A 23,306-nucleotide genomic window follows, 5' to 3' on the forward strand; every position below is an offset into this window, starting at 1 on the left:
AAGCGTGATTCAGGAAGGACATCCTGTCAACCTTGGTGCGGCGATTCCTGTGGCATGCTGAGGATGTGGCCGTGCAATCGGGGATCTACCGGGGCGTCAGCGCGGCCGAGCGCGCCGCAGAACGCCGCGCCCGGCTGCTCGAAGCGGGCCTGACCGTATGGGCGGACCCGGACACTCGAACGACGATGACCGCCGTCTGCATCGCGGCGGGATTGAGCGAACGCTACTTCTACGAGAGCTTCTCCGGGCTCGACGCCCTACTCGAAGCGGTGATGGACGGGATCGCGGCGGAGATCGAGGAGACCAGCCGGCGAGCCGCCGAGCATGCCGGTCCGGACCCGGCCGCACGCGCCCGGGCCTCGATCCGCGCCTTCGTCCAGCAGTTGCTCGACGATCCGCGCAAAGGCCGGGTCGCCATCGTGGAGTCGGTCGCGGTGCCGAAACTACGCCGCCGCCGCACCGAACTCCTGCGCCACCTCGCCCACCAGTCGGCGCTGGAGGCGCGGGAATTCTTCGGCCCCCGCGACCGCAGCGAGAACGCCGACGAAACCGCCGGCCTGCTCTTCGTCGGCGGTATGGCCGAACTCGTCACGGCCTGGCTCGACGGCACCCTGCAGGCATCCGCGGACGAAATCGTCGATGCGGCCGCACGCGCGCTGGTGGGTCTCTACCGCTGAGCCGAACGCCGATATCGCCCGGTGTCCGTGCGGCGTCGCGCGAAGGCTCGGACAGGCGGATTTCGGCGGCGAGCGAACCGGCGTCGACTACATGCTCCCGGCACGCCGCCGCGACGCGTCAGGCCGCGGTGGTTCGGCGGTCGGGCATCTCGGCAGCGCCCCGGTGCGCGCCGAGGTATGGCAGCGCGAACTGGTAGAGCCCGGAGAAGAAGAGCAAGGCGAGCGGGATCAGCGGCAGGTAGGAGACCCAGACCACAGGCTCCGGCAGCGACAGCGCGACGACGGTCGCCAGCACGGTCAGAGCGAAAACGACGGCGGACCACCGGTGCAGTCGCCGGACGCGGTACGCGGCCGGCCGGCCCGGTGCCCCCGTGTCCGCCCGCCGCGCGGTGTCCGCGGCCGCGCCACCGCGCCGGGCTGCGACGAGAGGTCGCACGAACAGATACAGGCCGGAGAAGAACAGGAAGGCCAGTGCGGGAAGCGGTAGATAAGACACCCACTCCGGACCCTGCAATGCCAGGACGACCACGGCGATCACCAGGGTCGCCGTGAAAATGGGTACCAGGACGCGGTGCGTCCGGCGGATCGGTCCGGTCCAGTTCATAACATCCTCCTCGCGTGCCCGGCGCTCTGCCGTACGAATTTCGATGCGGAAGACGTTAATGACAGCGCTGTGACCAGCGCTTCTCGATTCCTGATCACTTGGCCCGGCTGTTATCAATCCGGAACCCGACCGTCGGATGCGGTGTGTGGTCCGGTTCGGCTGGGTATCGGCGGTGGCGGGGTGCGTAGCCGCTTTCGCCTCGCGCGGATTCCAATCGTGACAGGGCGGTCTCCACGACGCCGGTATCGCGGCCGCCCGGGACCCGCGCGGACCGCTGCTAGCATCCGCTGTGCCGTCGCCGACCGATACGCACCGGTCGCCCGCGGCGGGACGGCCCGTGAGGGCAACGGCAGAGGTGGAGACTTTTCGATGACTATGCGTGCCGAGGTGTTCACTACCGCCGCCGAGCTGGCAGCGACGCTCGCGTCCGGAACCGAGGTGACACTGCTGGATGTGCGGTGGCGCCTGGACCGGCCCGACGGGCACGCCGATTATCGGGCCGGTCACCTCCCCGGCGCCGTCTACATCGACCTGGACAACGAACTGTCCGATCACACGGTGACCGGCCGCGGTCGCCATCCGCTGCCCGACGGTGCGGCACTGCAACGGAGTCTGCGGGCCCAGGGCGTCCGCGACGGGGTCCCGGTCGTGGTCTACGACGACTGGAATCGTGCCGGTTCGGCGCGGGCCTGGTGGGTGCTCACCGCCGCCGGGCTGACCGATGTCCGCATCCTCGACGGCGGCCTGACGGCATGGCGAGAGTTCGGCGGCGCCCTCGAGAGCGGCCAGGTGATCCCGGCACCCGGTGACGTCACCGTGACCCGGCCGGATCTGTACGCCGGTACGCGCGCCGTCGTGACCGCGGCGGAACTGGCCGATTTCGCCGCCCAGGGATCGCTCGTCGATGTCCGGGCCCCGGAGCGGTACCGGGGCGAGCACGAACCGGTTGATCCCGTGGCCGGCCATATCCCGGGCGCACGCAATGTTCCCGCGACGGGCCTGCTCGACGAATCCGGCTGGTTTCTTCCGGACGAGGAGATCCTCGCCCGGTATCAGGCCGTCGATCCGGCGCGGCCGCCGGCCGTCTACTGCGGTTCGGGCGTGACGGCCGCGATCGCCGTCGCGGCGCTCACCGCGGCGGGTCGGGACGCGAGCCTGTTTCCCGGTTCCTGGTCGCAGTGGAGCGCGGACCCGTCCAATCCCGTAGAGATCGGCGCCCCGTCGGTGCCGGAGGTCTGAGCCCACGGGTGCGGTGTCGCGGTCGCGGGTCCGGCGCACCGCGCCCACCCCGCTGCGCCGTGGTGGCGAGCTCGGCGCCTCGGCGAAGGCGCGTCTGCGCCCGGCCGTCGTTCTCCGGAAGTCGGCGGTGCACGTTGCTAGGGTGACGCCATGGCCCAAACGCCACTGACCAGGTTGCGCGGACTGTGCACTGCGCTCCCCGAGACCTCCGAGCGGGTCAGTCATGGCGAACCCACCTGGTTCATCCGGGGAAGGAAGACCTTCGTCACCTACGCCGATCACCATCACAACGATCGGCCGGGTTTCTGGTGCGCCGCGCCGCCCGGTGCGCAGGAGGCCATGGTGAGCGCCGAACCCGAACGATTCTTTCGACCTCCCTATGTAGGGCACCGCGGCTGGCTCGGGGTGTACCTGGATGTCCCCCTCGACTGGGCGGAGATCGGCGAGATCGTGACCGAGGCCTACCGCACCGTCGCCCCGAAGACGCTGGTGGCCCGTTTGGACGAAACCGGTCTCCGGTAGGCGGCCGAGCACCTGCGCCCGGCCGGGGCGGCACCACCGGCGCCCCGGAGCCAACGTCGCGGCCAGGCACAGTGTGGCCGTGAACGCGTACATCACGCGGGCCGCGAAACGGGTCCTGAGGGAGGAATCCGGCCGAGCCGGCCCGGGCGCCGACGGGTTGACCGTGCCGTAGCGGCAGGGTTTCGAATGACCCGTGCAGGCCGGCCCGGGCGCCGGCGACGAGACGAGCGGATGGAGACAGTTCATGGCCGCGCAGTGGGAGTACAAGGTGCTTACCCACAAACTCCGGATGAAGGGCTTCGACTATGCCCGGATCGAGCAGGACCTCAACGAACTCGGGGGCGAGGGTTGGGAAGCGTTCAGCACACTCGCCCCGAGCTTCGATTCGGGCCAGGCGATCGAGATCAGTGCCATGCTCGAGCGCCTCGGGGCCTGACCCACCGGCGCAGCACCCTTTCGGATGCGGTTCACAGGACCGGGATATCGGGCGGCAGTTGCAGCGCCACCGTGATCAGGGAGTGCACGCGGGCACTGATCACCGTCAGCAGGCCGTGGATCTCGGCCGGAGCGCTTTCGGCGGCGGCGTGCAGGAGTTTCAGGTCGTCGTCGATACGGTCCAGCACATGTCCGATATCGCCGGGGCCGGCGGCGAGTGCGGTGGCGATCTCCTCCAAGGGCAACCCCTGCGCCTCGAGCCGGCGGATGAGGTGGACCCGGGCGATATCGGCGGCATCGTAGAGCCGGTAGTTACCGGTCGTGCGTTCGGCCGGCGCCAGTAGCCCCAGGCCGGTGTAGTAGTCGATGGTGCGCGCGCTGACCTCGGCGCGGGCAGCGAACTCACCGATCCTGAGCAGCGACTCGGGCACGGGCACCTCCTTCTGCCACGGACAACCATACAGTGGTGCGTGTTAGTGTCGGATATATGTCCGCACGAGGGGCTCGGCAAATACGCAGCGTCACCGGCACCGAACGGCCGGTGGGCCGGATACCCCGCGCGTGCTGAGGCGCGAGCGCTGTCCACGCCGGACGTCCTTCGCGCATGTATCCGCGCGACCGGTCGCGCGAACACCGGGCAATACGCAACGCCTCGCCACGACCGCCCCGACGGCCGCGGCGCCGGACAATCGATGACATCTCGAGAATCAGGAGAAGTGGAATGAGTGTCAGTCTCGCCAAGGGCGGAAATGTCTCGCTGTCGAAGCAGGCGCCGAACCTGACCGCGGTGGCGGTCGGTCTCGGCTGGGATGTGCGGTCGACCACCGGCGCCGATTTCGACCTGGACGCCAGTGCCATCGCGACGGGCCCGGAGCAGAAAGTAGTGTCCGACCAGCACTTCGTGTTCTACAACAACCTGCGTTCCCCCGAAGGCTCCATCGAGCACACCGGCGACAACCTCACCGGTGAGGGTGAAGGCGACGACGAGGTGATCAATGTCGATCTGGCGGCCACCCCGCCGACGATCACCAGTATCTTCTTCCCCGTGTCCATCCACGACGCCGACGCCCGGCAGCAGTCGTTCGGCCAGGTGCGCAATGCGTTCATCCGGGTGGTGGACCGGGCCAACGGGGCGGAGCTGGCGCGCTACGACCTGTCCGAGGACGCCTCCACCGAAACCGCGATGGTGTTCGGCGAGCTGTACCGCCACGGCACGGAGTGGAAGTTCCGCGCCATCGGACAGGGTTACGCCTCCGGACTCGCCGGGATCGCCCGCGACTACGGCGTCAACGTCTGACCTCCGCCGGCCCCGATTCCACGGTTCACCCGTAACCGTTCACTGAGCAAAGAGAGTTCATGAAACGCGCATCGCGCAAGAATCGGCGCCCCGGCGCGCGCCCGGGCGAGGAGCCTCCCCGATACCGAACCGGGACGCGACAATGCCGACCGCGCTGAACATCGCCCTCGGTATCGTCGTCGTACTGCTCATCACGGCGGCGACGGGCTATTTCGTCGCCCAGGAATTCGCGTTCATGGCCGTGGACCGGTCCCGGTTGAAAGCCGGCGCCGCGGCCGGTGACCGGGCCGCCGGCCGGGCGCTGCGGGTCACCCGGCGCACATCGTTCATGCTCTCGGGCGCCCAGCTCGGGATCACGGTGACGGGGCTGCTGGTCGGCTACGTCGCCGAACCGCTGATCGGCCGGGGACTCGGCGAGCTGTTGGGCGGTGCCGGGATACCGGCCGCCGTCGGGATCGGCATCGGGGCAGTGCTGGCCATCGCGTTCTCCACCGTGGTGCAGATGCTGTTCGGGGAGCTGGTACCGAAGAACCTCGGCATCGCCCGGCCGGAGCCGGTCGCCCGCCGGCTCGCGGCCTCGACGACGCTGTACCTGAAGGTGTTCGGATGGTTGATCCGGCTTTTCGACCAGTCGTCGAACCTGCTGTTGCGCGCGCTGCGCATCGAGCCGGTGCACGATGTGGAGCATTCGGCCACCCCGCGCGACCTGGAGCACATCGTCGCGGCATCCCGCGATTCCGGAGAACTGCCCGCCGAATTGTCGACGCTGCTCGACCGTATCCTCGATTTTCCGACCAGCACCGCCGAACACGCCATGATCCCCCGCGCGCGGGTCGACACGGTGCATATCGATGACCCGGTGCGCGAGGTCCTCACCCGGATGCGCACGGGCCATACGCGCTACCCGGTCGTCGGTGACTCCAGCGACGACCTGCGCGGGGTGATCCATCTGCACGACCTCCTCGACAGCGCGCCCGGCGGTACGGCGCAGACCCGGTTGCGCCCCGCGCTCCTGGTCCCGGCATCGCTGCCGCTGCCCGAACTGGTGGACCGCCTCGGTGCCGCGCGCGAGGAGATGGCGCTCGTCGTCGACGAATACGGTGGTTTCGCCGGCATCGTCACCGTGGAGGACATCGCCGAAGAACTCGTCGGCGAAATCGCCGACGAACACGACCCCGGCACCGCCGCCGATATCGTCGCCGAAGGCGAGGGCTGGCTCCTGCGCGGGGACATCCACCTCGACGAGGTCGAACGTCTTCTCGAATCCACCCTGCCCGAGGGTGATCACGAAACCCTCGCCGGCCTGCTGATCAGCGTCTTCGGTGGCCTACCCGAGGTCGGCGATCGGGTCCGCGTCCCCTTGCCGGCTGAGCCGGCCGACTACCTCAGCGACCCGCCACGTCCGGCCCGCATCCTGGTCGCCGAGGTGCGCCGCGTCGACAAGCATGTGCCCGCCTCGGTGTTCGTCACCGTGCGGCCCGAGTCGGAGGACACCGCAGATGAGTAACCCCTGGATCGTCGCGGCAGTGACGGTGGGGTTGATCGCGGCGAGCGCGTTCTTCGTCGCGGTCGAGTTTGCGCTCATCGCCGCCCGGCGGCACCGCCTCGAGGACGCCGCGGCGAGCAGCACGGCCGCGCGGGCGGCGCTGCGCAGTTCCGCGGAGCTGTCGGTGCTGCTGGCCGGGTCGCAGCTCGGCATCACCGTATGTACCCTGGCGCTGGGCGCGATCACCAAACCCGCGGTACACCATTGGCTGACCCCGCTGTTCGAAGACCTCGGCGCGCCGCTCTGGGTCGCCGATGTCGTCGGCTTCGTCCTCGCGCTCATCGTGGTGACATTCCTGCATCTGGTGGTCGGTGAGATGGCGCCGAAATCCTGGGCGATCGCGCATCCGGAGAAATCGGCCACGATCCTGGCCATCCCGATGCGCGTCTTCATGTGGTTCACCCGCCCGCTGCTCACCGCGCTCAACAGCACCGCCAACCGGTGCTTGCGCGCCGTCGGGGTGACACCGGTGGACGAAATCGAGGCCGGACAGGATCCCGCCGCGCTGCGCCACCTCGTGGAACATTCCGCGACCGTGGGCACTCTCGACGAGCGCTACCACGGCAATCTCATCAGTGCGCTGGAGCTGGAACAGCTCACGGTCGCCGATATCGTCCGGCCCGACGCGCACCCCAGTGCGGTCGGCCCGGACGCCGGACCGGAGACCATCCAGGCGATCTCGCGCGAGTCGGGACATCTGCGCCTGCTGGTCCGCGAGGGCCCCCGGATCGACGGTGTCCTGCACGTTCGCGACAGCCTGCAGGCCGATCCGGGCACCACCGCGCGGCGGCTGATGCGTCCGGCCCTGACCCTGACCACGACGACGAAGGTGTACGAGGCGCTGCACACCATGCGGGAAACCCGCAGTCACCTGGCCGTCGTCACCGCTGCCGACGGTGCGGTCCCGGTCGGCCTGATCACCATCACCGATGTCCTGCAACGTCTGTTGCCCCGGCCGGCCACGGAAACGCCACTGACCGCACCGCCACGGCACACGGAACGCGCACCCGGATCGCACGCGGCCGCCGCCGACACGGGAGGCGAACGGCGCGGTGGAACCCGGAATCCCCACGGCCCCAACCACACCGCGGCGGACCGTATCGAACGCCACGACCGGATATGAGATCGTGGAACCCGTCCCCGGGTGGGCACCGCTCCCACACCGCCGGGGGCGGTCGCTATCGAGGAGGAACACGATGACCACCGGAGCATACGACCCCCGATTCGCCACGGCCGCGGGGATCACCCCGGGCGGCCTGGGCAAACGCGCCGCGGCCCGATTCATCGACTGGATCGTCGCGGCGATCGTCGGCGGCATCTTCTTCTGGTTGCTGAACAAAGTCGCCCATACGCCCGGCTGGGTGTCGATCCTGCCCGGGGCCGGCTTCGCCTTCCTGTACTTCCTCGGGTTCGAGGTGACCTCCGGTTCCACCCCCGGTAAGAAGCTGCTCGGCCTGCACGTCAACGGTTCCGGCGGCGCGGAGAAGCCCAGTATCAAGGAATCCGCCCTGCGTAACTCCTATATGCTGCTCAACCTGGTGCCCTGCATCGGCGGCGTGCTCTGGTTCTTCGCCGCGCTCGGTATCGCCGTCACGGTCGGTTCCAGCTCGACCAAACAGGGCTGGCATGACCGGGTGGCGGACGGGACCCAGGTGATCGAGACGTCCTAGCGTCGGCCCCTGTCCGGGACAGGACGTAGCGTCGGCCCGGTCCCGGCGGTCCCCGCCACTCCCCCGGTCCGGTGCCCCGCGGGCCACCTCATCGCCGCTCCCCGGTGATCTCGGTGATCTTGCCGCGAAGCCGCTGATGGAGCGGTGGCGGCGGTAGTTCGCGCTCGCGAGCACAGGGGATCGCCCGGCAGCAGACCGCGCCGGGCGATCCCTGTGTCGCCGTCGGTGATCCGGGTCTACGACGGCGACGAGGCGGGAACACGCGTCCGGGCTCAGGCGGTCGGGGCGATGAACTCGGGTTGGTCGAGGACGCGCAGCCAGCTGCCGTCGGGCTGGCGCCGGACGACCTGCGCGCGGGCACCGGTGCCGTCCTTCGGCGGCGTCGAGGTGAGGGCGAGGTCGCCGCTGATCAGGGTCGGCAGCGGTTCTTCCGGCTCGAAGCGGGGTCCGGCGGCCAGCACCTTCTCCCACAGCGCGCGGATCGCTGCCCGTCCGGCGGTCCGGCTACCGGGCGGGTACGCCAGGACGGCGTCCTCTTCGTAGAGTTCGGCGACTCCCGCCGCGTCACCGGCATTGGAGCGTTCGACGAACAGACGTGTGACGTCTTCGGGCCGCATCGCCTTCTCGTACTCGGGCATCGATTTCCTCCTGTGGTTTCCGAATTCGACGTGTTCCAGCCTGACCGGAGGCTATTCAGAAGTCCAACAGATGGTTCTTCTGAAAGCTAGAATCAGAAGTTATGGAACTGAGGCAGCTGGAGTACTTCGTCGCGGTCGCGGAGGAGCAGAACTTCACCCGGGCGGCGCAGCGGGTGCACATCAGCCAGTCCGGTGTCAGCGCCCAGATCCGTGCACTGGAGAAAGAGCTCGGCGCCGAACTGTTCGACCGCTCGGCACGCACCGCCACCCTGACCGTCGCGGGAAAGGCCGCCCTCGAACACGCCCGCACCGCCCTCGACGCCGCCGAGGCCGTCACCCAGTCGGTCGGTCAGGTCACCGATCTGATCCGGGGCACACTCACCGTGGGGATGGTCGTCGGCTGCACCGTCACACCGCTGTTCGACGCACTCGCCGATTTCCACCGCGCCCACCCGGGTGTCGAGATCTCCCTGCTCGAGGACAACTCGGACCGGCTCACCGAGGCCGTACGTGCCGGTGCGCTGGATATGGCTCTCATCGGTACGGCGACCCCCGAACCCGACGGGCTGGAAGCGTTCGCCCTCATCCGGGAACAGCTCGTCGCGGCGGTCCCCACCGGACATCCGCTGGCGGCGCGGCGGCGGGTCACCCTCGCCGAGCTGTGCGCCCACCCTCTCGTGTGCATGCCCCCGGGCACCGGTGTACGCACCGTGTTCGACCGCGCCTGCGCGAGCCGGAGCCTCCGCCCGGTGGTCGCGCTCCAGGCCGGCGCCGCCGATGCCATCGCCGATCTCGCCGCGCGCGGACTCGCGGTCGCCGTCCTCAGCGAGTCCATGGCCGCGGCCTATCGCGACCGGCTGGTCACCCTCGCCCTCGAAGGCGTCGAGACACCCGCGCTCCTCGCCCTGATCTGGAAGAACACCGGCCGCCCCGCGGTCCGTGAACTGCTCGCGCACAGTCGGCGAGCATTCCGTCGGGCGGGGCTCGGCGAAGGCCACGACGGCTCTCGATAGCGGTAGCACCACGGCACCCCGGCGATAGCGGCCGATGCGCCGCCCCGGGCGGGCGACCGCCGGGCCGCGTGTCGGCCCACTGCGGCCCCGGTGCGAACTCCTATCCTGGGCTCGACGCGGCGCCCACGAGGATCGGGCACGTCGCGGGCGCAGTGCCGGGCGGGAGATCGGCAACCTCGGGACGAAAGGCGGAATGCGATGCACGCGAAGTCCGCGGCGAGCTACATCGTGGTGGGTATCGACGGATCCGACACCGCGCTGGCGGCCGCCAAATGGGCCACGAGATTCGCCGAGAAGCTCACCGTGCCCCTGCGGCTGGTGCACTCGTCCCCCGACCCCGGCCCGATGCCGGAGGTCGCGCTCGACCCCGCCGAACTGGCCGAGCGCCACCGGATCTACCGCGCCGAACTCCTGGCCACGGCCGAATCCGCGCTGCGGGAGTGGGCACCCGGTGTCGAGCTGGCCTCGATCGCGGATACCGAGCCCCCTGCCGCGGGCCTGCTCAGGGCCGCCGATGACGCCGCGTTGATCGTGCTCGGCGCCACCGGGGCCGGCATGGTGGAGCGCTGGCTGCTGGGATCGACGGCGCTGCGCGTGGTCGGCAGCGCGCGCTGCCCGGTCGCCGTATGGCGCGGCGACAGCGCGCATATCGGCCCCGACGAGCGCCCGATCGTGGTGGGCGCCGACGGGAGCCCACCGTCGGCCGGGGCGACCCGGCTGGCCTTCGAATGGGCGCGGCTGTTCTCGGTCCCGGTCACCGCGGTACGGGTGTGGTCCGACAGCACTGCGGTCGGTGACTCCGTTCCCACGGCGATGCAGCTTCTGGGCCCGACGGCGATGGTGATCGACTGGGACCAGATCGCGCGTTCCGAGGCGGAGACACTGTCGACCATCATCGCGCCGTACCGGAAGGACTTCCCCGACGTGGAAGTGGAGGAGCGGTCCCGACGCGGATCGGCAGCGCGCGAACTGCTGCACGCGCTCGACGAGGCGCAAATGGCGATCGTGGGCAGTAAGGGCTGGGGGCGATTCCGCCGCGCCCTGATGGGTTCCACCAGCCAGAATCTGCTGCACCGCGCCGACCGTCCGATCGTCGTCTACCGCGACACCGACACCTGAGCACCGGGTCCGTTCCCCGCGCCGCCACCGTGTGCGCTCCCGATACCGTGCCGGGCAGCGGACGACATCACCTGGGATCGAGAGCAACTGTGCCGGAGGGTAGTTGGACGATCTACGACCCGGCACCGGAGCACCGCGGGCCGGCGCCGAAAGCGCGTGCCACAGCTACGACTGCGTGGGCATCATGCGCCGGAGCGGGTTCATACCGCTCGATGTCGTGGCCGGCTGCTGGGGTGATCCCTGCGGACGTGCTGGAATGTGCTGCAACCCCTCGTGGAGAAGTACCGTGCGGATCGCGACGCACCGGTGCTGTGGGACGACTTCCCTTGGTCGGCCCGGCGCGCGGTGGAGATCAGGCGCCCGGTAGCCGCCGGCCGCCGACGATACGGCGGCCGGCGAATTCGTGCTCCGGGTTCAGGGGACGACAACCGGTTCGGTCAGTGGCGGCGGGTCGTCGGCCCAGCGGTGACCGGTCTCGCGCGGGGTCACGTTCTGCTCCGCCCACGCCGCCAGCAGCAGGGCGACCTTGCTGTGCATGATCGTGCGGAGCCGGTCGAACGAATTCTCCGGCGTATCGTCGACCTGACCGAGCAGCAGCCACCACGCCCAGGCCACGGCTCCGGCATTCGCGACGAAGTCCGGCAGCACCGGGACACCGCGGGCGGCGAGCATCGTCTCCGCCTCCGGCGTGGTGGCCGCGTTCGCGGCCTCGATGACGATCCGGGCCCGGACATCGAAGGAATTGTCCGGTGTGATCGCGTAGGAGATCGCCGCCGGCACCAGGATGTCGACATCGGCGGCCAGGATCGTGGTCCGCGGCTGTTGTTCGACGCCCGCCGGCAACCGGGAGCGGTCGATCTCGCCGTACGCGTTGCGCAGGGCCAGCAGCGCGGGGATGTCCAACCCGTCGGCGCAGTGCAGCGTTCCGGCGGCATCGGCCACGGTGGTGACCTTCATCCCGGCCTCGTACAGGTAGTAGGCCGCCGCCCCGCCCATGGTGCCCACCCCCTGGATCGCGACCGTGGTCTCGGCGGGCACCTGACCCCACCAGACCGCGGCGGCGAGGCAGGCGTGCGCTACACCGTAGCCACCGATCACATCGCCCAGCATGAACCCGCCTTCGACCGCCGCGTTCAGGCCGCGGCGGACCCGTTCCAGGGTCGCGGCGGGATCGGGAGCCCGACGGATCGCGGCATGGTAACTCTGGCCCAGGCCGAGCCTTTCGAAGACCTCGTCGATCAGATGCTGCGGGACGCCCAGATCCTCGGCGGTCACCCAGTGCGCATCGATCCACGGGCGCATGGCCTCGCAGAACCGTTCCAATACTTCGACGGCACGCGGATCCTTGGGGTCGAAATCGATCCCGCCCTTGGCCCCGCCGATGGGCAGATCGAATGTCGCGGTCTTGTTGGCCATACCGCGGGCCAGATCCTCGACCTCGCTCACCGTACAACCGGCCCGCATCCGGGTGCCGCCGGTGGCCAGGCCACCACGCAGGGTGTGCACCACGAGGTAACCGACCGCGCCCGTCTGCGAATCCGTCCAGTGCAAGCGCATATACGGCTCGGAACGACGGACCGCGGGGGTGAGGGCCACTGCCGCCGAGACGGCCGGAACTGTCTGCGCGGTAATCTGCGCGGCGCCCCCCGCCGGGTCCTGCATCGTCGTCACGACGAACCACCTCCTCTTCGTGTTCGTGCCGGATACACCATCACCCACGGAGAAGCGCCGGGTGCGTAATCCCCTGTCCGGACCACGTCGTCCCCGGCCGATGGCTCGATTCCGGTGTCACCAGCCTGCATTCGCCGCTGCGCGTTCGTCTATTTACGGTTCGTTCACGGCGGTGTTCAGCGTTGCTGCACAACGTTTAGGCTCGAAACCATGGACCTGTCGCTGGCCCGTCTGCGAATGTTGCGTGAATTGCATCGACGCGGCACGGTGACGGCGGCCGCGACCGCACTGCACTACACCGCGTCGGCGGTATCCCAGCAGCTCGCACAGTTGGAGCGCGATGTCGGCACCCGGCTGTTCGAGCGGCGAGGGCGCCGGCTACAACTCACCGATCTCGGGGTGCTGCTGGCCGAGCACGCCGAGGAGATCCTCGCGTCGGTCGAACGGGCGACCCAGGCGCTCGAGGACGCGGGCGAGACGGTGACGGCGAAACTCACCGCCGGGGTGTGGGCGTCGGTGGCCTCCGGCCTGCTGCCCGACGCGCTGACCGAACTCGCGCGCACCCACCCCGGTATCTCGGTCCGGACGCGCGAACTCGTTCCGGAGGCCACCGCCGCCGCCGTGCGCGACGGGGCATTGGACCTGTCGTTCGTGCTCGAATACTCCAATTACCCGATGACCTGGGACAGCGGTCTGGAACGCGCCGTTATCGCGGTCGAGCGAATCTACGCCGCCGTTCCGCCCGGGGCCGTGCCGTCGGCCAGTGTGACCCTGGCCGAGCTCGTCGACCATCCGTGGATCCTCGCGCCCGCCCGGTCGCATTTCGGGCATGCGGCCCGGCTGGCGTTCCAATCCGTTGGGCTCCAACCACGGATCGATCACGAGGTCGAAGAGCAGGCGACGGCCATGGCGATGGTGGCGGCCGGGCTGGGTGTGACGCTCGTGTCGGATCTGGGCCTGGCTCTGCGCCCGCCGGGGGTGGACATCGTCGCCCTGGGCGATGTGCTCACCCGGACCGTATCGCTGGCCTATCGCACCAACACCGCCCGGCGTGCCGCACTGCTACTCGTCGTCGACGCGGTCCGCACGACCGCCGCGGAGAAGGGCTTGGCCGCCGATTCCGTCTTGCCCACCTCGGCGAATGCGGACCCCTTCCCGCCCCCGGCGGCTACGTTGCGAACGGCCGACCGGCGCCCGGAACAGAACTGAACGGCCGGGATCCGCGCGACTCGCCTGCCGCATTCCGGTGAGTCCTGTCACAGCGGCGGGGTACGCTCGCACGCGTCGGCGTGGCGGTGACACCTGGAGGTCGGCCATGGAAGTTCTGCTCGGAATCGGGACGCGCAAGGGTTTGTTCCTGGCGCGCAGTACCGACGGCCGATCGAGTTGGGAGGTGAGCCCGCCCCGTTTCCCAGTGGCGGATGTGAAAGCGCTGGCGATCGATACCCGGCGAACGACGCCGCGAGTGCTCGCCGGAGTACTGGACAGCCATTTCGGGCCGACCATGGTGACCAGCGACGATCTCGGCCGGACGTGGAGCGAGCCGGACGACGCGCCGTTGGCGTTCCCGCCGGATACCGGGGCGGCATTGCGGGGCGTATGGCAGATCGCGCCCGCGACCGCTGCCGAACCGGAGGTGGTGTACGCCGGCGCCGAACCGTCGGCGCTGTTCCGCTCGTCCGACGCCGGTCGGACGTTCGAACTGATCCGCGGCCTGTGGGAACATCCGCACCGCTCCGAGTGGATGCCGGGTGGCGGCGGGCTGGCATTACACACGATCATTCCGCATCCGGTGGACGCGGAGCGCGTCACGGTCGCCATGTCGACCGGCGGCGTCTACCAGACAGCCGACGGCGGTAGGTCCTGGAAGCCCACCAACAAGGGGGTCACGGCCGATTTCATGCCCGGAGAGCTGCCGGAGTGGGGGCAGTGCGTGCACAAGGTCGCCATGGACGCCGGCACACCGAGCACGATGTATCTGCAGAACCACGGCGGGGTCTTCCGCACCACCGATGACGGCACGAGCTGGCAGCCGATCGACGGCGGCCTACCGGCCTCGAACTTCGGCTTCCCGATCGTCGCGCACCCGCGGCGACCGGGGGTGATCTACACCTTCCCCCTGGTCGCCGATATGGAGCGGTTCCGTTTCCCCCCGAACGCCGAATGCGCCGTGTACCGCAGCGCCGACGGCGGCGAGACCTGGTCGGCGCAGACCACCGGGCTCCCGCGGGAGCCGTTCTGGGCCGCGGTCATGCGTGATGCCATGTGCGCCGACGACGCCGATCCGGCCGGAATCTATTTCGGCACCCGCAACGGCGAGGTCTACTGCAGTCCCGACGAGGGCGAGCACTTCCAGCTGGTGGCCGACAAACTGCCCGATGTCCTGTGCGTACGCGCCCGAGTGGTCGGATAACGCGGTGGCACAGGTGCGGCTGCCGTCCGCACTGCGGACCTACGTCGGCGGCGACAAGGAGCTCACCGTCGACGGCGCGACGCTGCGCACCGTGCTGGACACGCTGCGTGAGCGGTCGCCCGCGCTGGAGCGCCGGCTCCGTGACGAGAGCGGCGAACTACGCCGCTACGTGAACTTCTATGTCGACGGCGACGAATGCCGGACACTGCGGGGCCTGGACACACCGCTCGGCGCCGGCACCGAGGTCATGATCATTCCGTCGGTCGCCGGTGGTTGAGCGCCGCGGCCGGGAACGCTACTCGGCCGCGACCGCGCGCTCCGATTCCACCCGCAGCGTTCGGAATTCGGCGGCCAGCGCGTCCAGGGTGTAGTGGGCGTTGAGGCCGCTCGGGTTGGGCAGCACCCAGACCTCGGTGGCGCCGATCATTTCGTTCTGACGCCCGACGGTGGTTCGCGGCCGGCCGAACGCGGTGCGGTAGGCCCCCAGGCCCAGCACTGCGAGGATTCGCGGCCGATTCCGCCGCACCCGCTCGACGAGCGCGGCGCCACCGTCGCGCAGTTCCTGCTTGGTCAGCTCGTCGGCCTTCGCGCTCGTCCGGGAGACGACATTGGTGATGCCCAGCCCCAGCGCGGGCAGTTCGTCCTGTTCGTCGGGACGGAACAGGCGCGGTGTGAAACCCGAGCGGAACAGTGCGGGCCAGAAGCGGTTTCCCGGCCGAGCGAAATGATGGCCGGTCGCACCGGACCACAGTCCGGGATTGATTCCGCAGAACAACACTCGCAGATCCGGTGCCACTACATCGGGAATGGTCTTCGCGGCCGCGGCCGCCAGATCGGCCGGTGTCGGACGGTTTACCGCGGAACGAGGCATTCGCCCAGTCTGCCAGCGGGCGCGGTCGCGCCGAGCCCGGCGGTCGGGCCGTGGATTCGCCACCGGACACGAACGCCGACGATCGCGGCGCCACGAAGCACCAGCTACCGGTAGCCACGTTTCAGCAGGTACGCCGCTCCCGCCTCGAAACCCGCGGGGTCGAGGAGCTCGAAACCGAAGGCGTCGGCGAGCCGATCGGTGGTATCGAAGGCGGCGCAGACCGCCAATGCATCCGCGACCTGATCGCGCGAGACACCGGCGGCCAGCACCGCACGCATACCCTCGGCCCCTATCGACCCTTCACTGGTCAACGTGCCGAGCATGCGCAGCGTGGCCCGGAGTTCGTCTCCGATCGGCGCTGTTTCGAGGTCGGTGAGCACCGCGCGCACCTTCGCCGGGTCGCGGTACGCCCGGGCGGCGGTCGCGGTATGGGCGCCGATACAGAACGCCGACCCGTTCACCTGTGAGACGAAAGCCGCCATCAGTTCCCGGTCGGCGACCGACCACGTCGCGGGCCCGCGCATCGCCGCCTGGGTGAACCTCTTGGCCGCGGCACCGTAGAAGGCAGGCCGGTAGAAGGTCAGTTTCGCGGCATCGGGTGGTGAATGCCCGGAAAACATCCGGATGAATGCAAACAGCAGCTTGGTCCGCGAACAGTACCCGTGGTCGAGGATACCGAGACGCATTACCCGGCCGTATCGGCGTCGGCAGCGGCCAAGGCGGCCAGCCCGGCCTCGTAGAGCCGGGTCAACCGGCCCACCGCGGCGCATACCACCAGTTCGAAAAGCTGGTCTTCGCTGAAACCCGCCGCCTTCGCCGCGTCGAAATCCGCATCGGTGATCTGGTCGGCTCGGGTGAGGACCTTGCCGATCAGTGTGTCCAACGGCGGCGGGAGGCCGGCGCCGGCGAAGGCGTTCGCCCGCTGTTCGAGAGATGCGCTTCCGGGGCCGTTGCGGACGCTGTCCACCAGCGCGCGATGCGCTACCCGCTTCTCGTCCTCGTCGGTCACGGCGCTCTCCGGCTCCTTCCGGTTCGGCTCGCTTTCATACAACCACGTCGGAACACCGTCCGACAGCGGTCCACGCCGCGGCGGAAGAAAGCGGCGCGGTCCCGGTGGCATCGCGCGTGGAGCGAGGGTCGCCGCCGAGGTTCCCATGCCTCACATGACGAGCCGGTAGAACGCCGCAAGCGCACTGTCGATGGGATGCGGCTGCGGCCTGCCCCGCTCGTCGAGCCGGTGCCAGCGCTGCATGTTGATCGCGGCCGAGAACTGCCGGGCACCGTCGGCGCGGGTCATCGAGACCGCTCCGGCGCCCCAGACCGAGCCGTCGTGGCCCCAGAATGTACCGTGCCCGGGTACCTCCATCCGGTGCAGGCCCAGACCGTACTCGATTGTCTTGCCCTCGAAGGAGATGACCGGGACGGTCTGCTGCATCTGTGCCAGCGACGACCGGTCCACGATCGCACCGGCGAGCAGCAGGGCGAAGAACTGGTTCAGGTCGGCGACGGTCGAGATCAGCGAAGCCGCCGGCCCCACCCATGACATATCGAAATCACTGTAATCGCGGGGGGGTTCGAGCATCCCGAACCACGCCTCGTAGATCCGCGAATGCGGCCCGTCGACATGGGTGCCCTCCGGGAGTTCGGTGTCGCGCAGACCGGCCTTGTCGATGACGTTGCCGGTGATGTACTTCTCCGCGGTCGTACCGGTCACCAGTTCCAGGAGTCGGCACAGGAGCAGGTAGTTGGTGTTGGAGTAGATACCCGGGGTGCCGCCGGGTGCTCCGACCGCGGGGGCGGAGACCCCCAACTCGATGAGTTCGAGGGCGTCGAAACGGGTGTGCCGGTTGTCGTCCAGACTGTCCGGGCGGGTATCGGCCACGGCCGGGAAGGCGGCGAGGGAGGGGTAGGCGTACGGGAGGTATTCGGCCAGGCCGCTGGTGTGGTTGATCAACATCCGGACCGTCACGGCCTTCCCGCGGGCGCCAGGGACCAGCGTCGGCAGGTAATGGCCTATCGATTTGTCCAGGTCGAGCTGCCCGCTCTCCACCTGCTGTAATACCGCCGCAGCGGTAAAGGTTTTGGTGATACTGCCGACCCGGTGCCGCATCTCGGGCGTGACCGGACGACCGGTCTCGATATCGGCGACCCCGGCGGCGCCGTGCCACATTCGCTCACCGTCGCGCACCTCGGCGAATACGCCGGGCATCCCCGCGCGGTGGATATCGTCCAGGGCGGCCTGCAACTGCGCGGGTTCGAAGGGGTTCGTCACGACGGATGTCCTCTCGTAGGAATATTTCTGCGGGTCGATCCGGGAGGGCCGTCACGTGCGATACCCGGTCGGCCACTACTATCCGCCGACCGGCCCGGCCGAGTATCGGAAGAATGTTCCCCGCCGGGCCTGTCCCGAGGCGGCCACTCCCACCGACGCGGGCCGTCGAACCCGATAGCGCGGCCCGCAGGAACCGATCGCGGGCACCGATCCACCAGGATGGACCGGAGAGCCGGTCGCCCGTACTCGCCACCGACGCAATAATCGTCGACCGGAGGCGGCGGGCGCGCGCCGTCGCGCCCGGACGTGCGCAACGGCGCAGCGATTGCCCTAGCCGGGCCGATACGTCGCGGCCGGGGCGGATTCACCGCAGTCCGAGCAGCCCATGGATCGACCGGATCGGCGGCCTCCGGATTCCGCGTAGTTCAGCCGATCCCGGCCACCGGGTCGATCGCGAGCGCGAGCGTGTCCTTGACCATCGCGAACGCCCACGCCGAGCGGGCCCGACCGGCCCCCGGATACGGTGATGTCGCCGGCGTCGCCGCACCGGAACTCGACCGCCTTCTCGGGACCGGCCAGGACACCGAAGGGCGCTACCGTCCGCGGGAACTCTCGCAGGGCGACGACCACCGGGCCCCGGCGAGCGCTTCCGCGGCGCCGTCCGGGTGCGACGGGACGGCTTGCATGACGACAGCGGGCGCGGTGCCGGCCAATAACTCCTCGATCGATGTGCGGGCCGACCAGTTGCCGATCGGGGGCATAACGCCGTCGGGTATGCGGATCTGACCGTCGCGCCCGCGGATTCCTAAACCGGGCCTGCGTCCGAAATTTCTCTCCGATCTCAGTGACCGGCATACCGAGCCCGTGACCTGCGTCTCCGCTGGATCCCGCCGATGAAGCAGCGTACCGAAGACACTTTCGCCCATTGACGTCTTAGCGCTAAGCGATTACACAGGCCTTGGCGTCGAGTTATCTCTTCCGAAGATGAGCGCCCCGCCCACATCTTCACATCCTCTGAACCGAAAGCACGCCATGGCCCTCGTCCCCAATCCGAACCCGGCCCGACCGTAACGGTCGAGGCAGAGTCTCCTTCCCCACAACCGCACTCCGGGCCCACCTATCGACCACTGCCGAGGACGCCACCACTATGAGCGGACCCCCCACAGCCGTAACCCCGAGCACCGTCACCCGCCCCAATAGGGTCGTGCTCGCGCTGACCTTCGTCGCCGTCGTACTCGACGGCTACGACACCATCGCCCTGGGCCTGTCGATACCCGCGCTGTCCGAGGAATGGGGTGTCTCCGCGTCGCGTTTCACGCCGGCGCTCTCGATCACCAGCCTGGGCGTCGCGCTGGGATATATCGCGGTCGGCCAACTGGTCGCCCGTTTCGGAAGCAGGCGGGTCATTCTCGCCGCAGTGCTGGTGTTCACCGCGGGATCGCTGGTCACCGCCGCCGCGACATCCATCTGGGAGCTGACCGCCCTGCGGCTGATCACCGGACTCGGGCTCGGCGCCGTACTCCCCGCGGCCGTCGCCCACGCCACCGCCCTCAATCCCGCCCGCTTCCGCCAGTCCATCGCGGTGTTCGTCACCATGGGGATCTCCCTCGGCGCGCTGATCGCGGGCCTGCTCGGCAGCACACTCGTGAGCAGCTACGGCTGGCAGTCGGTACTCGTCGTCGGTGCGCTCGCCTCCGCGGTACTGTTCCCCCTGCTGTGGCTGGGACTACCGGACGAGGAGGAGGTCATGGGCACGATCGAACCGGCCGCCGCCAAGCGCAGCGCCTCGGTGGGCCGGCTCTTCGACCCCGAGGTCCGCACCCGCACCGCCCTGCTGTGGGGGTTCTCCTTCCTCACCTTCTCGGTCTACTACATCTTCTCCTCGTGGCTGCCGACCCTGCTCACCAGCTACGGGTTCGACAAGGGCCTGGCCCCGCTGGGGTCGGCGGCACTGGGGATCGGCAGCATCATCGGCGCCGGGGTGCTCATGCTGGGTGCGCTGCGCCTGCCGATGACCTCGGTGCTGGCGGGCACCACCGTTGCGGCCGGCGTCTTCCTGATCGTCTCCGGTTTCCTCGGCGCGGACAAGGCACTGCTGCTCATCGTGTTCGGCGGGGTCGGCCTCGGCCTGCAGGCCGGCATGATCGGCCAGGCCGCGCTCGCGGTCTCGCTGTACCCCGACCGCACCGCGGCCACGGGTGTCGGCTGGGCGTCGTCCATGGGGCGGCTCGGTTCGGTCCTCGGGCCGATCATCGGGGGCGCTCTCATCGCCCTCGGCGCGTCGACCGGCACGATCGTGCTCCTCGCCTGCGTTCCGGTAGTCGCCGCCCTGATCCTGGTCGTGGCGTTGGGCCGGATCACCACGGCACCCGCAGCGGACCGAACACTCGTCGCGCACTGACCACGGTCCCGGCCGGTGACCCCGCCGACCGGGACCTGCGCCCGGGCGAGCCGCTCACCGGTGGCCCCCGCCGCACCGGCCGGCCGAGCCCACCGGTCCGCGCCGGCCGACGGGCGCACCGGCGGTCGCTCCCGCGGAGCCGGGGTCGGGCAGGTCACGATAGTGCGGACCCGGCCGACGAGGAGCGCACCCATGGTCAGCGAAACACGTACCGGTCGGAAAGCGATCACCCGGGGCTGGCTCGGACTGGTCCCTTCGCCTTCCGGAGTTCCGCGGCACTGGCCTACGCCTTCGGGATGGCGGTCACCGCGACCATCACCATCACGACCCTGCTCTTCTTCTACGTGGCCCGCACCAAATGGCACACCCCGCTGTGGCTGGTGCTGCTCGGCGCGGTCCCGCTGCTCACCGTCGACGCGCTGTTCGTCGCGGCGAACCTGACCGAATTGGTCCATGGGGCGTGGCTGCCACTGTCGATCGGGCTCATCGCGTTCACCGTGATGATCACCTGGGCACGGGGCCGTGTCATCGTGACCGCCGCGCGGCGGCAGGCCGAGGGGCCGCTACCGCAATTCGTCGAACGATTGCGCAGCCGCCGACCGCCCCTGATCCGGATCCCCGGTACGGCTGTGTATCTCAACCGCGGCAGCAGCACCACACCGCTGGCTCTGCGCGCCACCGTCGAACACAACCGGGTACTGCACGAGCACGTCGTGATCCTCTCCCTGGACACCGTGCCCGCCCCGCGCGTGCCCGATGCCGACCGTCTCCGTATAGATCCGCTGGGCTACACCGACGACGGCATCGTCCATGTCACCGTTTACCACGGTCACATGGAAACCCCGAAGGTGCCGCAGCTGCTCCGCCGGCTCGATCCCACGCAGACCGAGGGCACGATCTCGGTGGCGGAGGCGTCCTATTTCCTGTCGAAGATCGAACTCGAGCCGGGTCCGGCGCCCACCACGGCGCCCTGGCGCAAACGCCTGTTCATCGCCGCCTCCCACCTCACCTCGGACGCCGCCGACTATTTCGGGCTGCCCCGCGACCGGACAGTGATCATGGGCTCGCAGGTCGAAGTATGAGCGGAGTCCGCGTGCCCGGTGCCCCTGCGTGTCGTCTCGGCGATGATGGTGTGGCGTTCGTGTTGCCGCCGTCATTCGGGTATCTCGCTGGTGAGCGGTGGCGGTGGTGGCACGTCGACGCCCAGGTCGAGCAGCGAGGAGCGGACCACGATGTCCCAGCTGGCGTGCTGGGGGGCAGCGAGACGGCAGCGACGTTCCGCGTCGGCGACGACCCGCCGGTGTGCCTCGAGTTCGGCGGTCATCGCGGCGAGTTGCCGCGACAGCGGCTCGACCATCTGGGCGGCGGCCTGGGTCAGTACCTGCACGGCATCGGCCCGCCGCTTACGCCTGCCCAGGATTCCGGCCGCGCACACCCCGCCGACGCCGGTGAGCAGGCCACCGAGGACAGATGCCACTTCGCTGATCATGCTGTCCTCCCAACTGCGGCAGGGTGGTCGCGTCCTTCCTCAGGCGCGTTCGTCGGCGGCGGGATCGCGGAAACCGGGGATCTTCAGGGCCGCGCCGATGACGCCCAGCGCCTCGGCGGTGGTCCGGTCACCCAGGAAATCCCAGCCCGGAAAGTTCGCCCCGCGGGCGGTCCCGGCGCCGGAGAGCTGATCCAGCGTGAGCCCCACATGTTTGTCCAGATAGTGCAGCAGGGTCCCGACGGTGACCTGCTCACCGTGATAGTTGGTGATCTTTTCTTCCAGAAACGCCATCTGCTCGCCCTTTCCGTCGAGAAGTGCCTGGACGTCCCGGCGGAAGGCGTTCATATCCATACCCGCCGGGTCGATCTTTCCCTCACTGGAGTACTCGCGGTGCGCCACGCAATCGCCCGAGCCGCGGCCGATACGCCGGAGCAGCGCCGCGCAACCGCGCTTGTAGGCGTCGAGCTGGGCCGGCGTCCAATCCCAGGGCGGTGTGCCACGCGAGACGGCTTCGATACCGATGGTGTGAAAGTTCGCGTTGTCGGTAGGCCAGCCCGGCCAGCTCCCGCGCCCGGCATGCCAGCTCACCCCGACCGCGATCACCCGGTAGGTGCCGTCCTTCTCGAGCACCAGCTGGGCGAGCGGGCCCGGCAGATCGGGGCGACCGTCCTGAACGATGCGCCAGTCGTTCGGGCCACCTCCGCCTGTGTGATGGCACAGCACACCACGGATATCGAGAAAGTCGCCGTGGCCGCGGTCGCGCCAGCCGTCGTGTTCGATCACCCGCAGACCGGCGCCGCGCAGCACATCGGCCAGCCATACCGGGTCTCCGCTCCAGGCCATGGGACTCTCCTGTCCTCGCGCCGATCGCCGTCGGCACCCCGGGAGGCCGGCCGTGTTCACCGGTGCGGACGCGACCGGCGCTGCGGGGCGTGAACTGCGGTGATAGACAACCGCTCTCCATATCGTAGGCCCATTTCGGTCTCTTTTCAACCTGTTTATGTCACTATTGGGCCCATTTCGTACACCACGTACGTCGACACTCTGCGGCGGACCTGAGACTATCGGGCACTTGATTCAGACCCTGCCCGATCCCAGAATGGTCGACATGGATGCGACGCCCGCGGAGTCGGAGGCAGCGACCACCGAGGAAGCACGACTGGACGCGGCGTTGGGCGCGGAGGTCCGCGCGATGCGGGCGCGGCGCGGCTGGAGTCAGGAAGCGCTCGCCGAGAAGGCCGGCTACAACAAGAAGACCATCATCCGGCTCGAGCGCGGCGAACGAGCGATGACGATGGCGCAGATGTACAAGATCTGCAAGGTGTTCGGCATCCGGCCGAGCGACCTAGTCCTCGCCGCGGAGAAGGAAATCGGCATCCAGTAATGGGGCCGGATCGACCCCGCGCCGGCGTGCCTCGACGACGAACGA

26 protein-coding genes and 1 pseudogene are annotated in these 23,306 nt (G+C 69.3%); 17 read left to right on the top strand and 10 right to left on the bottom strand.

Annotation, left to right across the window (positions count from 1 at the left end; translation table 11 throughout):
* Positions 1-65: 65 nt before the first annotated feature.
* The gene (locus ACQPYS_RS16020) at positions 66-677 is read left to right on the top strand and encodes a TetR/AcrR family transcriptional regulator (RefSeq protein ID WP_063034726.1); all 612 of its coding nucleotides are present in this window, start codon (positions 66-68) and stop codon (positions 675-677) included.
* A 118-nt stretch (positions 678-795) separates the two neighbouring features.
* Here ACQPYS_RS16020 and ACQPYS_RS16025 read toward each other — a convergent pair whose 3' ends face one another.
* Complete coding sequence (locus ACQPYS_RS16025; RefSeq protein ID WP_431937946.1) at positions 796-1,281, bottom strand: hypothetical protein; 486 nt, start codon at positions 1,279-1,281, stop codon at positions 796-798.
* Positions 1,282-1,650: 369 nt separating this feature from the next.
* Here ACQPYS_RS16025 and ACQPYS_RS16030 point away from each other — a divergent pair, with 369 nt between their 5' ends.
* From ACQPYS_RS16030 to ACQPYS_RS16040, 3 genes are all read left to right on the top strand, one after another.
* On the top strand, positions 1,651-2,520 hold the full coding sequence (locus ACQPYS_RS16030; protein WP_433490011.1) for a sulfurtransferase: 870 nt from the start codon (positions 1,651-1,653) through the stop codon (positions 2,518-2,520).
* Positions 2,521-2,670: 150 nt separating this feature from the next.
* Positions 2,671-3,042 (top strand): MmcQ/YjbR family DNA-binding protein, encoded by a 372-nt coding sequence (locus ACQPYS_RS16035; protein WP_433490012.1) that lies wholly within the window; start codon positions 2,671-2,673, stop codon positions 3,040-3,042.
* A gap of 244 nt (positions 3,043-3,286) precedes the next feature.
* Positions 3,287-3,478, top strand: coding sequence for a DUF4177 domain-containing protein (locus ACQPYS_RS16040; protein WP_433490013.1), 192 nt, complete (start codon positions 3,287-3,289; stop codon positions 3,476-3,478).
* A 31-nt stretch (positions 3,479-3,509) separates the two neighbouring features.
* On the opposite strand, the gene ACQPYS_RS16045 is transcribed toward ACQPYS_RS16040, so the two are convergent.
* The gene (locus ACQPYS_RS16045; RefSeq protein WP_063034729.1) at positions 3,510-3,908 is read right to left on the bottom strand and encodes a MerR family transcriptional regulator; all 399 of its coding nucleotides are present in this window, start codon (positions 3,906-3,908) and stop codon (positions 3,510-3,512) included.
* A gap of 290 nt (positions 3,909-4,198) precedes the next feature.
* Here ACQPYS_RS16045 and ACQPYS_RS16050 point away from each other — a divergent pair, with 290 nt between their 5' ends.
* From ACQPYS_RS16050 to ACQPYS_RS16065, 4 genes are all read left to right on the top strand, one after another.
* Complete coding sequence (locus ACQPYS_RS16050; RefSeq protein WP_063034730.1) at positions 4,199-4,774, top strand: TerD family protein; 576 nt, start codon at positions 4,199-4,201, stop codon at positions 4,772-4,774.
* Positions 4,775-4,916: 142 nt separating this feature from the next.
* Entirely contained in the window at positions 4,917-6,281 is a 1,365-nt protein-coding gene (locus ACQPYS_RS16055) for a hemolysin family protein (RefSeq protein WP_433490014.1), read from the top strand.
* Positions 6,274-7,443, top strand: a complete 1,170-nt coding sequence (locus ACQPYS_RS16060) for a hemolysin family protein (RefSeq protein ID WP_433490015.1) — start codon at positions 6,274-6,276, stop codon at positions 7,441-7,443. Before ACQPYS_RS16055 ends, ACQPYS_RS16060 begins: the two co-directional genes overlap by 8 nt.
* 73 nt (positions 7,444-7,516) lie before the next feature.
* The gene (locus ACQPYS_RS16065; RefSeq protein ID WP_063034732.1) at positions 7,517-7,990 is read left to right on the top strand and encodes an RDD family protein; all 474 of its coding nucleotides are present in this window, start codon (positions 7,517-7,519) and stop codon (positions 7,988-7,990) included.
* Positions 7,991-8,262: 272 nt separating this feature from the next.
* On the opposite strand, the gene ACQPYS_RS16070 is transcribed toward ACQPYS_RS16065, so the two are convergent.
* On the bottom strand, positions 8,263-8,628 hold the full coding sequence (locus tag ACQPYS_RS16070) for a YybH family protein (RefSeq protein WP_433490016.1): 366 nt from the start codon (positions 8,626-8,628) through the stop codon (positions 8,263-8,265).
* Between the two features lie 101 nt (positions 8,629-8,729).
* On the opposite strand from ACQPYS_RS16070, the gene ACQPYS_RS16075 reads away from it, so the two are divergent.
* Together ACQPYS_RS16075 and ACQPYS_RS16080 are read left to right on the top strand one after the other, a co-directional pair.
* Entirely contained in the window at positions 8,730-9,641 is a 912-nt protein-coding gene (locus ACQPYS_RS16075; RefSeq protein ID WP_433490017.1) for a LysR family transcriptional regulator, read from the top strand.
* Positions 9,642-9,839: 198 nt separating this feature from the next.
* On the top strand, positions 9,840-10,760 hold the full coding sequence (locus ACQPYS_RS16080; RefSeq protein ID WP_431937941.1) for a universal stress protein: 921 nt from the start codon (positions 9,840-9,842) through the stop codon (positions 10,758-10,760).
* Between the two features lie 414 nt (positions 10,761-11,174).
* On the opposite strand, the gene ACQPYS_RS16085 is transcribed toward ACQPYS_RS16080, so the two are convergent.
* Positions 11,175-12,422, bottom strand: a complete 1,248-nt coding sequence (locus tag ACQPYS_RS16085) for a Glu/Leu/Phe/Val dehydrogenase dimerization domain-containing protein (RefSeq protein WP_084480332.1) — start codon at positions 12,420-12,422, stop codon at positions 11,175-11,177.
* Positions 12,423-12,641: 219 nt separating this feature from the next.
* On the opposite strand from ACQPYS_RS16085, the gene ACQPYS_RS16090 reads away from it, so the two are divergent.
* The 3 genes from ACQPYS_RS16090 to ACQPYS_RS16100 all read left to right on the top strand — a co-directional run bounded on the left by ACQPYS_RS16090 (position 12,642) and on the right by ACQPYS_RS16100 (position 15,121).
* Positions 12,642-13,640: a LysR family transcriptional regulator gene (locus tag ACQPYS_RS16090; protein WP_063034736.1), complete on the top strand. Its 999-nt coding sequence runs from the start codon at positions 12,642-12,644 to the stop codon at positions 13,638-13,640.
* Between the two features lie 106 nt (positions 13,641-13,746).
* Positions 13,747-14,844 carry a WD40/YVTN/BNR-like repeat-containing protein gene (locus ACQPYS_RS16095; protein WP_433490018.1) on the top strand — a complete coding sequence of 366 codons (1,098 nt, stop codon included), beginning with the start codon at positions 13,747-13,749 and terminating at the stop codon, positions 14,842-14,844.
* 4 nt (positions 14,845-14,848) lie between these two features.
* A complete protein-coding gene (locus ACQPYS_RS16100) occupies positions 14,849-15,121 on the top strand; it encodes a ubiquitin-like small modifier protein 1 (protein ID WP_245664420.1) in 273 nt (90 codons plus the stop codon).
* A gap of 18 nt (positions 15,122-15,139) precedes the next feature.
* Here ACQPYS_RS16100 and mug read toward each other — a convergent pair whose 3' ends face one another.
* The 4 genes from mug to ACQPYS_RS16120 all read right to left on the bottom strand — a co-directional run bounded on the left by mug (position 15,140) and on the right by ACQPYS_RS16120 (position 17,987).
* Positions 15,140-15,715 carry a G/U mismatch-specific DNA glycosylase gene (gene mug / locus ACQPYS_RS16105; RefSeq protein WP_433490019.1) on the bottom strand — a complete coding sequence of 192 codons (576 nt, stop codon included), beginning with the start codon at positions 15,713-15,715 and terminating at the stop codon, positions 15,140-15,142.
* Between the two features lie 104 nt (positions 15,716-15,819).
* A complete protein-coding gene (locus tag ACQPYS_RS16110) occupies positions 15,820-16,401 on the bottom strand; it encodes a carboxymuconolactone decarboxylase family protein (RefSeq protein WP_431937939.1) in 582 nt (193 codons plus the stop codon).
* Positions 16,401-16,724, bottom strand: a complete 324-nt coding sequence (locus tag ACQPYS_RS16115) for a hypothetical protein (RefSeq protein ID WP_433490020.1) — start codon at positions 16,722-16,724, stop codon at positions 16,401-16,403. Before ACQPYS_RS16115 ends, ACQPYS_RS16110 begins: the two co-directional genes overlap by 1 nt.
* A 150-nt stretch (positions 16,725-16,874) precedes the next feature.
* Positions 16,875-17,987 (bottom strand): serine hydrolase domain-containing protein, encoded by a 1,113-nt coding sequence (locus ACQPYS_RS16120; protein ID WP_433490021.1) that lies wholly within the window; start codon positions 17,985-17,987, stop codon positions 16,875-16,877.
* Between the two features lie 471 nt (positions 17,988-18,458).
* Here ACQPYS_RS16120 and ACQPYS_RS16125 point away from each other — a divergent pair, with 471 nt between their 5' ends.
* The 3 genes and pseudogenes from ACQPYS_RS16125 to ACQPYS_RS16135 form a co-directional block, all read left to right on the top strand.
* Entirely contained in the window at positions 18,459-18,773 is a 315-nt protein-coding gene (locus ACQPYS_RS16125; RefSeq protein WP_433490022.1) for a hypothetical protein, read from the top strand.
* Positions 18,774-19,134: 361 nt separating this feature from the next.
* Positions 19,135-20,388 (top strand): MFS transporter, encoded by a 1,254-nt coding sequence (locus ACQPYS_RS16130; RefSeq protein WP_433490023.1) that lies wholly within the window; start codon positions 19,135-19,137, stop codon positions 20,386-20,388.
* 254 nt (positions 20,389-20,642) lie between these two features.
* Positions 20,643-21,470, top strand: a pseudogene (locus tag ACQPYS_RS16135) (KUP/HAK/KT family potassium transporter); the annotation flags it as partial.
* Positions 21,471-21,541: 71 nt separating this feature from the next.
* Here the strand turns inward: ACQPYS_RS16135 and ACQPYS_RS16140 are convergent.
* Positions 21,542-21,877 (bottom strand): hypothetical protein, encoded by a 336-nt coding sequence (locus ACQPYS_RS16140; RefSeq protein WP_063034742.1) that lies wholly within the window; start codon positions 21,875-21,877, stop codon positions 21,542-21,544.
* A gap of 39 nt (positions 21,878-21,916) precedes the next feature.
* On the bottom strand, positions 21,917-22,720 hold the full coding sequence (locus ACQPYS_RS16145) for a peptidoglycan recognition protein family protein (RefSeq protein WP_433490024.1): 804 nt from the start codon (positions 22,718-22,720) through the stop codon (positions 21,917-21,919).
* Positions 22,721-22,985: 265 nt separating this feature from the next.
* Here ACQPYS_RS16145 and ACQPYS_RS16150 point away from each other — a divergent pair, with 265 nt between their 5' ends.
* Positions 22,986-23,261, top strand: coding sequence for a helix-turn-helix transcriptional regulator (locus tag ACQPYS_RS16150; protein ID WP_169811858.1), 276 nt, complete (start codon positions 22,986-22,988; stop codon positions 23,259-23,261).
* Positions 23,262-23,306 lie beyond the last annotated feature (45 nt).

It is taken from the genome of Nocardia grenadensis (assembly GCF_050942415.1).
In the GTDB taxonomy this organism is placed as follows: domain Bacteria; phylum Actinomycetota; class Actinomycetes; order Mycobacteriales; family Mycobacteriaceae; genus Nocardia; species Nocardia grenadensis.

Coding starts and splice junctions, on each gene's coding strand:
- ACQPYS_RS16025 (WP_431937946.1), bottom strand. CDS start 1,281: ATGAACTGGACCGGACCGATCCGCCGGACGCACCGCGTCCTGGTACCC.
- ACQPYS_RS16070 (WP_433490016.1), bottom strand. CDS start 8,628: ATGCCCGAGTACGAGAAGGCGATGCGGCCCGAAGACGTCACACGTCTG.
- ACQPYS_RS16065 (WP_063034732.1), top strand. CDS start 7,517: ATGACCACCGGAGCATACGACCCCCGATTCGCCACGGCCGCGGGGATC.
- ACQPYS_RS16130 (WP_433490023.1), top strand. CDS start 19,135: ATGAGCGGACCCCCCACAGCCGTAACCCCGAGCACCGTCACCCGCCCC.
- ACQPYS_RS16040 (WP_433490013.1), top strand. CDS start 3,287: ATGGCCGCGCAGTGGGAGTACAAGGTGCTTACCCACAAACTCCGGATG.
- ACQPYS_RS16075 (WP_433490017.1), top strand. CDS start 8,730: ATGGAACTGAGGCAGCTGGAGTACTTCGTCGCGGTCGCGGAGGAGCAG.
- ACQPYS_RS16140 (WP_063034742.1), bottom strand. CDS start 21,877: ATGATCAGCGAAGTGGCATCTGTCCTCGGTGGCCTGCTCACCGGCGTC.
- ACQPYS_RS16050 (WP_063034730.1), top strand. CDS start 4,199: ATGAGTGTCAGTCTCGCCAAGGGCGGAAATGTCTCGCTGTCGAAGCAG.
- ACQPYS_RS16095 (WP_433490018.1), top strand. CDS start 13,747: ATGGAAGTTCTGCTCGGAATCGGGACGCGCAAGGGTTTGTTCCTGGCG.
- ACQPYS_RS16060 (WP_433490015.1), top strand. CDS start 6,274: ATGAGTAACCCCTGGATCGTCGCGGCAGTGACGGTGGGGTTGATCGCG.
- mug (WP_433490019.1), bottom strand. CDS start 15,715: ATGCCTCGTTCCGCGGTAAACCGTCCGACACCGGCCGATCTGGCGGCC.
- ACQPYS_RS16080 (WP_431937941.1), top strand. CDS start 9,840: ATGCACGCGAAGTCCGCGGCGAGCTACATCGTGGTGGGTATCGACGGA.
- ACQPYS_RS16085 (WP_084480332.1), bottom strand. CDS start 12,422: ATGCAGGACCCGGCGGGGGGCGCCGCGCAGATTACCGCGCAGACAGTT.
- ACQPYS_RS16145 (WP_433490024.1), bottom strand. CDS start 22,720: ATGGCCTGGAGCGGAGACCCGGTATGGCTGGCCGATGTGCTGCGCGGC.
- ACQPYS_RS16090 (WP_063034736.1), top strand. CDS start 12,642: ATGGACCTGTCGCTGGCCCGTCTGCGAATGTTGCGTGAATTGCATCGA.
- ACQPYS_RS16055 (WP_433490014.1), top strand. CDS start 4,917: ATGCCGACCGCGCTGAACATCGCCCTCGGTATCGTCGTCGTACTGCTC.
- ACQPYS_RS16030 (WP_433490011.1), top strand. CDS start 1,651: ATGACTATGCGTGCCGAGGTGTTCACTACCGCCGCCGAGCTGGCAGCG.
- ACQPYS_RS16150 (WP_169811858.1), top strand. CDS start 22,986: ATGGATGCGACGCCCGCGGAGTCGGAGGCAGCGACCACCGAGGAAGCA.
- ACQPYS_RS16110 (WP_431937939.1), bottom strand. CDS start 16,401: ATGCGTCTCGGTATCCTCGACCACGGGTACTGTTCGCGGACCAAGCTG.
- ACQPYS_RS16035 (WP_433490012.1), top strand. CDS start 2,671: ATGGCCCAAACGCCACTGACCAGGTTGCGCGGACTGTGCACTGCGCTC.